We start from the raw sequence: 12,685 nt of genomic DNA on the forward strand, positions 1-12,685 counted from the left end.
TTTAGTGTTTACAAGAAATGTGCCGGGAAAATTGACAACCGGAGTGTGTTGTGCTAATATTACCATTATACCCGACGGTTTTCGTAGGAATAAAATATTCAAGAATAATCCATCAAGGAATTGACAGCGGGCCAATCATTAAAAGGGAGGAAATTTTATGCGAAGGGTATATTTTGACCACAGTGCGACTACCCCGGTGCATCCGGCTGTAGCTGAGGAAATGTACCGCTACGTAAATAAAACCTTCGGCAATCCATCCAGCGTGCACTTTTTTGGCCGTGAGGCCAGGAAGGCAGTGGAGGAAGCCAGGGAAAAGGTGGCCAGGGCGATCGGGTCCAGGCCGGAAGAGGTAATCTTTACCAGCGGCGGCACCGAGTCGGATCTTATGGCCATTAAGGGTGTGGCCTATGCCAACTGCAACAAAGGAAACCACATTATCACAAGTTCGGTGGAGCACCACGCGGTCCTTGATAACTGTAAAGCCCTCGAAAAAGAAGGTTTCGCGGTAACAGTATTGCCGGTAGACGCGGATGGTATGGTCAGCCCTGACAGCGTTGCCGCGGCAATTACCGATAAGACCATATTGATTACCATAATGCATGCCAATAATGAGGTCGGCACCATTCAACCCATACACGAAATAGGCCGGTTGGCAAGGGAAAAAGGCATTCTTTTTCACACCGACGCTGTCCAGAGCTTTGGCAAGATTCCTGTAAACGTAGATGAACTGCTGGTTGATTTTGTTTCTATAAGCGGGCATAAAATCTATGGGCCCAAGGGAATTGGCGCTCTCTACATAAGGAAGGGCGTCCGCTGGTTGCCGATCAGCCTCGGGGGCGGGCAAGAAAGGAAGCGCCGCCCTGGTACTGAGAATGTTCCGGGTATAGCCGCCCTTGGCAAGGCGGCCGAAATTGCTATGGAAACCATGGCGGATGAGGCGGCGCGGCTCACCTTGCTGCGTGACAGAATTATCAAGGAGGTCATGGAAAACTACTCCAATGTCCGTCTCAACGGACACCCAACCAAGCGCCTTCCCAACCATGTTAATTTTGCATTTGAATTTATTGAAGGGGAAGCGTTGCTCCTGAGCCTTGATTTACAGGGAGTGGCGGCCTCCAGTGGGTCCGCCTGCACATCCGGTTCTTTAGAACCTTCCCACGTCCTCCTGGCTATGGGGATACCCCCTGAAATTGCCCATGGCTCACTCCGCATTACACTGGGTAAAGACAACAACGAGGAGGATGTCAGCTATTTTTTGGAAGTGCTGCCTGCCATCATTGATCGTCTTAGAGCAATGTCGCCGCTTTACCACAAGGTATCGGATGATTGCGAAACCTGTGATAAAACATGGTGCAGATAACTTTGTCCGGCTGGCGGGTCGGCTAATTTGCTTCAGGTGATGTATCTTGAGTGTATCTTGAGCGAAGCTTATAGTTGGATGATCATATCCTGTTAATGCGCTATGAAACCCGGGATGCTCCGTTATTTTCAGGAGGTGCATGAATTGCGGCTTTCCACCAGGGGACACTATGGTTTAAAAGCTGTGTTTGACCTGGCGCAGCATTACGGCGCTAAGCCAATTTCTTTAAAGAGTGTGGCAGAGCGCCAGCATCTTTCAGAAAACTATCTGGAACAGCTCATGGCCATGCTGCGCAAAGCCGGCCTGGTTAAAAGTGTGCGGGGCGCTCAGGGAGGATATATCCTGGCCAGGGAGCCCGGTTTGATTAAGGTGGGAGATATAGTCCGGGTATTGGAGGGGCCAATAGCGCCGGTCTACTGCGTTAGCGAAGAGGACCAGGGATGCTGCGACGAGGCGGACTACTGTATCACCAGGACGGTATGGGCCAGGGTGCGGGACGGTATTGCCGCAGTGCTGGACGGAATCAGCTTGGCGGACTTATGCAGCGAGGCTGAGGAAGCCGGGATGTGCTGCAAGGAGGCTCCAAAGGGCGAATAGATACTAAAAATTGCATCCCATGATAAGTGTGGGTGCAAATTATTATGAAAATAGTCATGCATCCCAATATGTATACTAATGTATGGCGCCCGTATTTATGAGACAAAGTGAGGCCAAGAATGCTAATGTTTCACTTATCTCAAAAAGCTTATTTGCGGAGACAAAACTTAAGGGCCAAGAATTTTTTTACAAAAAATTAAGCCCATATGAATTTGTTTGTACAGTGTATCCCGCCCCAAAGTATATAATTAGGGCTTTCCAAAAACTATAATAAAGGAGTCCTGAAAATTATGTATACCGATAAAGTCATGGAGCATTTTACAAATCCCAGGAATGTCGGTGAAATAACAGATCCAAGCGGAGTGGGAGAGGTTGGCAACCCAACTTGTGGGGATATCATGAAAATATTCTTAAAGGTTGAAGACAATATTATTAAGGACATAAAATTTAAGACTTTTGGCTGTGGCGCCGCTATTGCCACCAGCAGTATGGTTACGGAAATGGCAAAAGGTAAAACCCTGGATGAGGCTGAGCAAATTAGCAACAAAGCAGTGGCCGAGATGCTGGACGGTCTTCCTCCCCAAAAAATGCACTGCTCCAACCTGGCTGCGGACGCCTTAAAGAAGGCTATTGAGGATTACAAGAAAAAGCAGGCGGTATAAGTTTGGCAGGGTATTCCCATGCCGCCAACGGCGCCACGCATGATGAAAATGTATTGTCAGAGCAGCGTAAAAGTCATTTATATAAAGGTGATCCTGTGACGGCTAAAAAAAAGGTTGTTGTAGCAATGAGCGGCGGGGTTGACAGTTCAGTTGCCGCCGCGCTTTTGTTGGAACAGGGGTATGAAATAATTGGTGTAACCATGCAGATTTGGGATTCCGGTATCACAGAAGTTGAGGGGGAGCACGTAGGATGCTGCTCCCTTACTGCTGTTGAGGATGCCAGGCGGGTGGCTTCACAACTTGGCATTCCCTACTATGTGATGAATTTTCGTAACATTTTTGAGGAGAGGGTAATTAAATACTTCACTGGCGAGTATATGCGCGGCCGTACACCCAACCCGTGCATAGCCTGTAACCGTTATGTCAAGTTCGAAGCTCTTTTGGATAAGGCGATGGCGCTGGGCGCCGATTATATCGCCACCGGCCATTACGCCAGGTTGGGGTACAGTCCAACGTACGGGCGCTATACGGTCCGGCGCGCGCACGATCAAAAAAAGGACCAGACCTACGTTTTATATAGCCTGACCCAGCGGCAGATAGCCCGCACCTTGATGCCTTTGGGTGAGTACAATAAGGACCAGGTGCGCAAAATAGCAGGTGATTTGGGTCTGTCCGTTGCCGCCAAAGCAGAAAGTCAAGAGATATGCTTTGTGGCAGATGACAACTACCGCAATTTCCTGCGTGGGAAATCAACGGATATCCAGCCGGGACCCTTCCTGAACATGAAGGGGGAGGTTATTGGTACACACCAGGGCATCCCTTTTTATACGATTGGCCAGCGGCGTGGCCTGGGTCTGGCGGGAGGGCAGCGTCTTTACGTGGTAAATATAGACCGGGAGCATAATACCATCACCGTGGGTCCGGAAGAAGCCATCCTTGATACTGACTTAATCGCCGAAGATGTTAACATGGTCTTATACGATACGATCACCAAAACGTTAGAAGTTGAGGCTCAGGTAAGGTATAACGGCAGCCCGTCACCAGCCACCCTCAAACTTCTGGAAGGTGGCCGGCTGCATGTTCACTTCCATAACCCGCAGCGCTCTATTACCCCTGGACAGGCTGTTGTGTTCTACCAGGGAGATTACCTGGTGGGCGGGGCTACCATAGAGCGCGCCGGCTCCGAATAAGCTTTATTCTTTTTTGCTGCATTTTTTATCAATAACATGGACATAATAGCCATTAAGAAATGGTTGATTTTTGTACGGGGGGCGACAAACTTTGAATTGCCCGTCTTGTGGCGGTAAAGCCACTGGTAAAGTGGGAATGGATCAGTATTACTGCTGGGATTGCTGTGTTGAATACCGGATCAATAAAGAAGGCGTGCAGATTTACGAGGTGGCTGAGGACGGGAGCCTGGTTGCTTTTGACCCGCAAAACGAATTCTTACTTTAGTGACGGAAAGAGGGGTGTCCTAATATGCGTTCAGGGTTTTGGAGGGGCATAATTGCCGGGAGCATAATCGGAGCAGCCATTAGTATGATGGCCGGAAGTAATAGGGTCAGCCAGAAAAAGGGTTTGCTGGGGTATAGGACCGGGCGGGCAGGTTCGAGAGCCCGCAGGATGTTCCGGGGTGTTTCGAAGACAGTAAACGACCTTATTAAATAGATACTTAAAAAAAGTGGGGAGATAAAAACTCCTCACTTTTTTAAGTTGGTGGTGAGGATATTTGAACTATCACATAGAAAAAGGGTTGCCGCGGCTGATTTTTTTTATTTTTGCCGCAGCGATGTTAGTATATTTTTTTTACCTGCTAAAGGGGCTGATGGTATCTTTTATCCTGGCCGCCCTTTTAACTTATCTCCTGAACCCGGTCGTAAACGCAATCGAAAGAAGGGGTACACCCCGCAGCTATGCCATACTGCTGGCTTATCTGGCCCTTTCCTTCGTGGTCGCGGGCATCTTTCTCTACATCATACCGCGGGTCTTAAAGCAACTCTACGTCATGGAGGAAACCATTCCACTTTACATAGCTCAAACCCAGCAGGTTATTCAATCCATCCAGAATCATTACAGTGTCCTGAACATTCCCGACGGGGTCAGGGAGATTATTGACCAAAGGGTAGTTATGCTGGAAGAATACGTTCTTCAATGGGTAAGAACTGCGGTGACAGTGCTAATCGGTCTGGTGGGCTATGTTTTTAAGCTCCTGCTTGCTCCCGTACTGGCATTTTATCTATTAAAAGACCTCGATTCAATATCAAAAAAAGCGGCAGCCTGGCTGCCGGTAAATCTTAAAGATGAAATTACCGGGCTCTTTAGGCAGATCAACCAGGTCCTGGCGAGTTTTATCAGAGGGTATTTTTTGGTGGCAGCGATTGTCGGTGTGCTGACAGCTGTTTCCATGGCTTTACTGGGCGTAGATTTTGCGCTTATGCTTGGATTTATTGCGGGAGTGACCGAGTTAATCCCTTATTTCGGACCTGTAATCGGCGCCGTACCTGCCATAGGCGTAGCGCTCTTAAAATCAAAATGGCTGGCGCTCAAAGTGGCGGTGGTATTTATTATCATTCACCAATTGGAAGGCAACATCATCTCACCCAAGATAATGAGTGACAAGGTTGGTTTGCACCCGCTGCTTGTGATTTTTAGTTTACTGGCCGGCGGAGAACTGTATGGGCTCATGGGAATGCTCCTGGCGATACCCTGTGCGGCTGTTTTAAAGGTAATCGTGAGTTTTGCCTATGCAAAAATAAAAAACCTCAATTAAAATGAATATTAGCGATTTGTTTTGAAATATTAGAATTCTTGACACCTTACAGGTATATTTTGTATAATTATAGCGCAAAAGTATGAGTTGTTTTCCAAAACGTTTGCTGGTTGATAAAATCCGTACTAATCGGGGTGGCGCCTTGGAGAACCTTCTGTCCCGTAGGGATATTCTTTAGGGGGAAGGTTCTTTTTATTGAGGAGCACGGTTTGATGCTTGTACCCTGTAGATTGCGGCCTGCGAACGATTGGAAATGGCATCAAAGACGGCCATCTTGTAAAATGATGCCGATATAAAAGCGGGAGGGTTTTCATCTTGATGACTGGTAATGAACTGAGGGAGAGCTTTTTGAAATTCTTTGAAAGCAAGGGACATAAGATTTTACCGAGCGCCTCCCTGATACCCGTCAATGATCCCAGTATACTATGGACTGCTGCCGGCATGGTTCCTTTTAAACCCTTTTTTACCGGCGCCGCCAAACCTGAATTCAACAGGGTAACCACCTGCCAGAAGTGTCTCCGGACTCCCGATATTGAAGCTGTCGGCAGGACTGCCAGACACCATACCTTTTTTGAAATGCTGGGCAATTTCTCTTTCGGAGACTACTTTAAGGAGTCTGCCATTCCTTGGGCTTGGGAATACGTGACCGAAAATCTGGGTCTGCCGGCTGACAAGCTCTGGGTAACTATTTACCTGGACGATGACGAAGCTTATGATATCTGGCATAAGAGCGTGGGTGTGCCAAGCGAACGTATCGTCAGGCTTGGCAAGGATACCAACTTTTGGGAGATCGGGGTCGGCCCCTGCGGTCCATGCTCAGAGATTTACGTGGACTTGGGACCTGAGAGAGGATGTGGATCTCCGGAATGTGGTGTCGGCTGTGACTGTGACCGTTACCTGGAGATATGGAACCTGGTTTTTATCCAGTATTTCAAGGATGAGGAGGGCAATTACACGCCCCTGGCCAACAAAGGTATAGACACCGGTTTTGGTTTGGAGAGGGTGGCTTCCGTCCTGCAGGGTGTCCCCTCCAATTTCGATACGGACCTTTTGCGCGAGATCATGGATTTTACCGCTGAGCTTTTCGGCATGGATTACGGCAAGGATGAAAAGGTTGATTTGGCTTTGAAGGTTATAGCCGACCACTCCAGGGCGATTACCTTTGCCATTTCAGATGGGGCGTTGCCTTCCAACGAAGGCCGCGGCTATGTAATCCGCCGCCTGCTGCGGCGGGCGGTCCGCTTCGGCCGTCTTCTCGGCATTCATGAGCCCTTCCTGCACAAGGCGGCAGAAGCAGTGATCCGGCAAATGAGCAACGCCTACCCTGAATTGTCCGATCGGGAAAAGCACGTCCTGAGAGTGATCCGGACCGAGGAAGATCGTTTTGGGGAAACTCTGGTCCAGGGCACTGAAATACTGAATCGGCTGATCGAGGAAGCAAAATCAGCCGGTGGCTCGGTTATTTCCGGTGAGGATGCTTTTAAACTTTACGATACTTATGGTTTTCCTCTGGAACTGACTCAGGAAATGACTGCGGAGCAGGGCTTAACTGTTGCTACGGACGGTTTCACCGAAGCTATGGAACAGCAGCGTCGCCGCGCCCGTAGCGCCCGGCAGGAAACTGAGTATATATCCGAGCGGGATGCCGAATTCAGGAAAGTGCGTGAAGAGCTGGGAGAAACCAACTTTACCGGCTATGAATCCCTGTCGGATCGGGCCAGTGTGCTGGCGATATTTAAGGACGGCAAAAGGGCCAAGGAAGCGAACGCCGGTGAGGAAATAGAATTTATCCTGGACGTAACGCCGTGTTATGCGGAATCCGGCGGCCAGGTCAGCGACCGGGGACGTTTGACCGGATCGGGTTTGGAAGTTGAAATCATCGAGGTAGTAAAGCCTGTTGAAAATCTCTTTGTCCACCGCGGCAGGGTTATTGACGGGATCATAAAGGAAAACCAGCAGGTTGACGTAGCTGTTGACTTAAAAAGGAGAATGGCGACCTGCCGCAACCACTCCGCCACCCACCTCCTGCACAAGGCCCTCAAGGAAGTCCTGGGCGCCCATGTCAACCAGGCCGGTTCTCTGGTGGAACCTGACCGGCTGAGGTTTGACTTTACTCACTATACCGCTGTAGCGCCTGAGGAATTGCGTAAGGTTGAGGAGATGGTCAACCAGGCTGTTCTTTCCAACCTGCCTGTCGATACCCAGGTATCAACACTGGATGAAGCCCGGGATATGGGAGCAACCGCCCTTTTTGGCGAAAAGTACGGGGACCGGGTCAGAGTTGTCAAGATGGGCGACTTCAGCATGGAGCTGTGCGGCGGGACCCACCTGCATTCGACCGCCGAGGTGGGACTTTTAAAACTGGTGGGCGAGAGCAGTGTCGGCGCAGGACTGCGGCGTATTGAGGCTGTTACCGGTGAAGGCGCCCTGCGCTATATCAACGCCAAGGAAGAGCAGTTGGAGGCTGTGGCCGGGCTGGTAAAGGCCGCTCCCAATGAACTGTTCCAGCGGGTCGAAAACCTGGTGCAGACTATCAAGCAGCTGGAAAACGAGAGCGATGCCCTGCAAGCCAAACTGGCCAAATATCAGGTCCAGGACCTGCTCGACTGCAAAAGAGAGATCAAGGGTGTCACGGTGCTGGCGGGACAGGCGGCAGCGCCCGATATGGACAGCTTAAGGGGTATGGTCGATCTTTTGAGGGACAAGCTGGGTTCCGGTGTGATTGTCCTGGGCAGCGTCATGGGGGATAAAGTCAGCCTGGTAGCAGCGGTCACAAAAGACCTGCAAAGTAGCGGCCTGCATGCCGGCAAGCTGATCAAAGAAATAGCCGCAGTCGTAGGCGGCAGCGGAGGGGGACGTCCCGATATGGCCCAGGCCGGCGGCAAGGAACCCGCCAGGCTCGCCGAAGCGCTGGAAAAAGCCTATAAGGTAGCGGAACAACAAATAAAATAATTGTTCACCTTAATATTATTAATGCACTTCTGCGTATCTCGTTGGTAGATACATTGGCGATGGAAGCCTGCAGCTTTTCGACCCGTTCAACGGCCTGAGGGATTCGCTCCTTCAGGCTGTTCTGTTCGCCGTTGTAGTCGGCGTCGAAACAGCGTCTTTGGGGAACACCGAGTTGACGGCGAACTTTTTCCCGGCCACAATCATGGCGTACTATATCCATCGAAGATGAACAGATAAGAAATGGAATGTAGCTGATAGCTTCAAGACCGTGCGAAGGCAAACAGCAGAGAGTAAGAGCGCATTCGGCCTGTAAAGGCTTTATGCGCTCGTTTGATATCCTATGGATTCTGTGGAGGCGTTGTTCCAGTGATGATCTTTTACTTTTTCATTTGAACTACCTCCCTTCAGCGACATATACTACCACAGACTGTTGGAGATAGCTATACTATTTGCGATATATCTACACGTTAATGCTGTTCTTCTTTATTATCATGTAATTATATTGAGTTTGGTGCAGAAATAAAGTATGATTTTGGCATAGATATTCCACCATTGCTAATGAGGTGAAGAACATGGCTGTTAGCTACAAAAAGCTATGGAAATTATTAATCGACAGAGATATGAAAAAGAAAGATCTCCAAGCTACGGCAGATATCAGTTCCGGCGCCATCGCTAAGCTTGGCCGAAATGAAAACATAACTACAGCAGTGCTGGTGAAAATATGCAATGCGTTAAAATGCGATATCGGAGATATCATGGAAATAATTCCAGACGAACCGAAAGGCGGTGATGGTAATGAGTAAAAAGAAAGTACCTGAGGAAAAAAGCATTCGATCCTCCGCCGCTGAATATCTGACATACATCGCTGCTACAGGCGATAATCCTCAAAGCGTTGAAATGCGTTATGAAGACGAGAATATTTGGCTCACGCAGAAAATGCTCGCTACGCTTTATGATGTGGATGTACGGACAATAAACGAACATATACAAAAAATATATTCTGACCATGAACTTGAATCTGAATCAACTATCCGGAATTTCCGGATAGTTCAAACTGAAGGTTCACGACAGGTCGCTCGTGAAGTTAAGCACTACAACCTGCAAATGATTATTGCTGTCGGTTTTAAAATCAACTCAGATCGCGCCGTGCAGTTCCGCAAATGGGTCAATAAAATTGCAAAGGACTACACGATTCAAGGCTGGGTTATGGATGATGACCGTCTGAAAAACGGTGGTTCGGTTTTGAACGAAAAGTATTATGATAAGTTGCTTGAAAAAATCCGTGAGATACGGCTTTCTGAGCGCAGGTTTTATCAAAAGGTCACAGATATTTACGCTACTGCTCTCGATTATGATAAGAACGCAAAGACAACACATGAGTTCTTCGCTAAAGTGCAGAACAAAATGCACTTTGCCGTTCATGGTCAGACGGCTGCGGAAGTGATTTATAACCGAGCCGATGCAAAAAAAGAACATATGGGGCTGACCACTTGGGATGATGCGCCGGATGGAAAAATCCAGCGTTACGATGTTTCTGTTGCGAAAAATTATCTGTCGCGTGACGAGCTATTTTCCTTGGAACGTATTGTGTCCGCCTATCTCGACTTGGCAGAGGACAGAGCCCGACGTCATATCCCAATGACTATGGAGGATTGGGCTAAGCGGCTTGATATATTCCTACAAGCGGATGACCGCGAGATTTTAACAGACGCAGGGAAAATATCTGCTCAAATTGCCAAGGAACATGCTGAAAGCGAATTCGAAAAATACAGGATCATACAGGACAAGCTGTTTGAGTCAGATTATGATAAACAGCTTAAGCTTCTTGAACAGCAAATAACAAAAAGGACAGATGATGACGAGACATAAAGTGATTCATTTATCTGGGGGATGAAAATGAACAATTTTACTGGGATAAATCGGTTTCTTGAGGAACCTCGTTGGTTGAGGTCAGTAAAGGAAATGACCGAGCGTTTTAAAGAGCCTGAATGGTTAAGAACAATCAATGAGGCAAACTCTCCGATTAGCCAGATTTCACAAATACAAAATATATGGGATCAGAATAAGTGGGTGCTGGAGTTTTCATCAAAGATTGATATGGCTACTGAAACGATGCGTATATTAGAAGCCGTGCAGCCGATACTTGACACTCAGAATAGGCTCAATGATATTTATTGGCTGGATTTCAAAAATCAGCGTGACAACTGAAGATTGATTATGGAAATAATTCCGGATGAACCGAAAGACGGTGAATAGCATGGAACCAGTGAAAGCCACTGCAATAGAAATAGCATATAGCTCAGGAGCCCTAATGGGAGCTGACGAATTTCGGGCTTGCAAGACCTTCATTTCCAGAAATGGTGTCATCAGAACAACCTTTGAAAGAAATATGAGGTATAGCGATTCCTTTGACTTCGGAGTAGAGCATATGCTGCCGGTTAAAGAGAGCTATGAATATAAGCTTCAAGAAAACATAGCAGCTTCATTATTTGAAGAATTCGACCTGCTTGAATTGAAGCCAGCAGAAAATGATATCCCCTTTCCTGACGGCGGCAGCTGGCAAATCACAATATACACAAATGGCGAAAACATCAAGATGAAGGGCTTTTCACCGCCAGCACCCTTTGGTGAGAGATTAGCTGATAAAATAACGGGGCTAATAAAATACAAAATTGACCCGATGCTTTTTTAAGGAGGTGCGCTATGGGCAGCAGTTACGCAATCAGCTGTAAGAGTTGTGATTATAAAAAGAGCTTTATAACAGGCATTGGAATGATGTACGCTCCACACAACCTTACGGACTTTGAAGCTGATAATCCTTTACTGCCCTCGCTGATCCGTTCAGAAAGGTCGGTTGACTTTATAAAAGCATTATTGGCGAATAAGGATGCGGTGATTGCTGACAGCTATAGCCACGAGATATATCGCTGCCCCAAATGCGGCGAATTTTATGGGCGTTTTTTCATTCAATTGGATTATTATGACGGCGGCAGTTTTGAGGTGGAATATAAATGCCCCAAATGCAAGGTTGCACTAAAACCGATTGAGTATGATGCTTTTGATGACGATGTTTGTGAAGATAAAAGAATAAGCCTTGAAAAATATCCGTGTCGTCCTAAATGTGGTAAGCATAGCTTATTCGAGGGTGGAGAGGCTTATGTCTTATGGAATTGAGGTGTAAAGATGAGTGAAGGTTCTGGAGTAATCCGCTACGGTATTCTGAGTGCTGTAATGGATTACTATCAAAATGTACCCTCCGGTATAGAAACAGCCCATACTCGGCATTTTCAAGGGCGGGGCGATGAGTCAATGCCAATGCAACGGTTAGGACGAGCCTTATCCAATGCTTGCGATTCGGAGGCAAAGGCTACATATTCTCGGTTTGCTATATGGGGAGCAGACATAAACACAATTGCCCATGAAGCTATTGATGCTGTTTCTGTTGACAATAAAAAAGTCGCAATGCAAAAGTTATCATTGATTTTGAAAAACATGCGGGCATTCATTGATTGCTTCAGCTTGCTTGATTCTCAACCTGGCTATATGCAATTTGAAACTGCTGCTGATATATTGACCGAAATAAAGCAACGTATGGAGGACACAAAGGAAAATAAGGCGCCTCAGTATGAGGATATATACATGCGCATTTGCGATGCGTTGAAAAACGAGGATTTTATAGAAACGGGAGAACAATTATGAAGATACCTTTCCGATATCAGGCGACCAATTATGACTGTGTTCCGACAACTTTTATAAATGCTTTGCAATACTTGTTTGAGCGTGAAGATTTGCCTCCCGAAGTAATTCATAAGGTTATGCAATACTCTCTTGACAGTATAAACAAGCGTGGAGAATTAGGACGAGGCACGACCGGCCTTGCCTGCCAGTTAATATTACAGTGGGTTGAATCGTACAAGCCAAAAGATTTCAAAAACTTCTCGGTGGATTATCGTTATTTGCAAGGCATAGACGTTCATCTTAAGCAAAACAACAACATTGTCTCCTGCTTAAACCGAGGCGGTGTGGCGCTTGTCAGGCTGTGCAACGGCAGAACAGGTTCAGAATTCCACTATGCTTTAGCATTGAGCGCCGATGCCGAATTTTTATATTTTTTTGATCCTTATTACAGAGTAAAAAACTTTTCAGGCGCTGACGCAGAGGCTATGGAATGGCTTGGGGAGGAATATACAGAAGGCTTTAGCAAAGGTCAAAGCCCCAATTTAAGAATCAGACGTGAGCGACTTGATTCAGAGAAATATGAAAAATACAGCATGAGCCCTATCGATGAACGGGAATGCTGTTTGATTGAGCGTACATAAACATAATTATTTCAATTAATTACGA

16 protein-coding genes are annotated in these 12,685 nt (G+C 47.2%); 15 read left to right on the plus strand and 1 reads right to left on the minus strand.

The features are described 5' to 3' along the window. Positions 1-157 precede the first annotated feature (157 nt). The 8 genes from nifS (at position 158) to alaS (ending at position 8,341) form a co-directional block, all read left to right on the plus strand. On the plus strand, positions 158-1,360 hold the full coding sequence (nifS, locus tag Psch_RS00435) for a cysteine desulfurase NifS (RefSeq protein WP_190238790.1): 1,203 nt from the start codon (positions 158-160) through the stop codon (positions 1,358-1,360). Between the two features lie 144 nt (positions 1,361-1,504). Further along, entirely contained in the window at positions 1,505-1,957 is a 453-nt protein-coding gene (locus Psch_RS00440; protein WP_190238791.1) for an RrF2 family transcriptional regulator, read from the plus strand. A gap of 290 nt (positions 1,958-2,247) precedes the next feature. Continuing rightward, the gene (nifU, locus tag Psch_RS00445; protein WP_134220300.1) at positions 2,248-2,619 is read left to right on the plus strand and encodes a Fe-S cluster assembly scaffold protein NifU; all 372 of its coding nucleotides are present in this window, start codon (positions 2,248-2,250) and stop codon (positions 2,617-2,619) included. Between the two features lie 95 nt (positions 2,620-2,714). Beyond that, positions 2,715-3,809: a tRNA 2-thiouridine(34) synthase MnmA gene (mnmA, locus tag Psch_RS00450; protein WP_190240175.1), complete on the plus strand. Its 1,095-nt coding sequence runs from the start codon at positions 2,715-2,717 to the stop codon at positions 3,807-3,809. Positions 3,810-3,900: 91 nt separating this feature from the next. Next, entirely contained in the window at positions 3,901-4,074 is a 174-nt protein-coding gene (locus tag Psch_RS00455) for a hypothetical protein (RefSeq protein WP_190238792.1), read from the plus strand. A gap of 24 nt (positions 4,075-4,098) precedes the next feature. Continuing rightward, positions 4,099-4,287, plus strand: coding sequence for a hypothetical protein (locus Psch_RS00460; protein WP_134220298.1), 189 nt, complete (start codon positions 4,099-4,101; stop codon positions 4,285-4,287). 61 nt (positions 4,288-4,348) lie between these two features. Next, positions 4,349-5,389 carry an AI-2E family transporter gene (locus Psch_RS00465; protein ID WP_243123913.1) on the plus strand — a complete coding sequence of 347 codons (1,041 nt, stop codon included), beginning with the start codon at positions 4,349-4,351 and terminating at the stop codon, positions 5,387-5,389. A 318-nt stretch (positions 5,390-5,707) separates the two neighbouring features. After that, on the plus strand, positions 5,708-8,341 hold the full coding sequence (alaS, locus tag Psch_RS00470) for an alanine--tRNA ligase (protein ID WP_190240177.1): 2,634 nt from the start codon (positions 5,708-5,710) through the stop codon (positions 8,339-8,341). A 4-nt stretch (positions 8,342-8,345) separates the two neighbouring features. Here the strand turns inward: alaS and Psch_RS00475 are convergent, their stop codons facing one another. Next, complete coding sequence (locus Psch_RS00475; RefSeq protein WP_190238793.1) at positions 8,346-8,561, minus strand: hypothetical protein; 216 nt, start codon at positions 8,559-8,561, stop codon at positions 8,346-8,348. Between the two features lie 352 nt (positions 8,562-8,913). On the opposite strand from Psch_RS00475, the gene Psch_RS00480 reads away from it, so the two are divergent. The 7 genes from Psch_RS00480 to Psch_RS00510 are packed head-to-tail and all read left to right on the plus strand — an operon-like array spanning position 8,914 to position 12,660. Next, on the plus strand, positions 8,914-9,144 hold the full coding sequence (locus Psch_RS00480; protein ID WP_190238794.1) for a helix-turn-helix domain-containing protein: 231 nt from the start codon (positions 8,914-8,916) through the stop codon (positions 9,142-9,144). Continuing rightward, positions 9,137-10,210 (plus strand): virulence RhuM family protein, encoded by a 1,074-nt coding sequence (locus Psch_RS00485; protein ID WP_190238795.1) that lies wholly within the window; start codon positions 9,137-9,139, stop codon positions 10,208-10,210. Before Psch_RS00480 ends, Psch_RS00485 begins: the two co-directional genes overlap by 8 nt. A 27-nt stretch (positions 10,211-10,237) precedes the next feature. After that, positions 10,238-10,549, plus strand: coding sequence for a hypothetical protein (locus Psch_RS00490; protein ID WP_190238796.1), 312 nt, complete (start codon positions 10,238-10,240; stop codon positions 10,547-10,549). A 49-nt stretch (positions 10,550-10,598) separates the two neighbouring features. Continuing rightward, positions 10,599-11,033, plus strand: coding sequence for a hypothetical protein (locus Psch_RS00495; protein WP_190238797.1), 435 nt, complete (start codon positions 10,599-10,601; stop codon positions 11,031-11,033). Between the two features lie 11 nt (positions 11,034-11,044). Then, positions 11,045-11,515: a hypothetical protein gene (locus Psch_RS00500; RefSeq protein ID WP_206663710.1), complete on the plus strand. Its 471-nt coding sequence runs from the start codon at positions 11,045-11,047 to the stop codon at positions 11,513-11,515. 9 nt (positions 11,516-11,524) lie between these two features. Then, the gene (locus tag Psch_RS00505; RefSeq protein ID WP_190238798.1) at positions 11,525-12,040 is read left to right on the plus strand and encodes a hypothetical protein; all 516 of its coding nucleotides are present in this window, start codon (positions 11,525-11,527) and stop codon (positions 12,038-12,040) included. Beyond that, on the plus strand, positions 12,037-12,660 hold the full coding sequence (locus Psch_RS00510) for a hypothetical protein (RefSeq protein WP_190238799.1): 624 nt from the start codon (positions 12,037-12,039) through the stop codon (positions 12,658-12,660). Before Psch_RS00505 ends, Psch_RS00510 begins: the two co-directional genes overlap by 4 nt. The last annotated feature ends 25 nt before the right edge of the window (positions 12,661-12,685 follow it).

This window comes from Pelotomaculum schinkii (assembly GCF_004369205.1).
GTDB classification, from domain to species: Bacteria; Bacillota; Desulfotomaculia; order Desulfotomaculales; family Pelotomaculaceae; genus Pelotomaculum_C; species Pelotomaculum_C schinkii.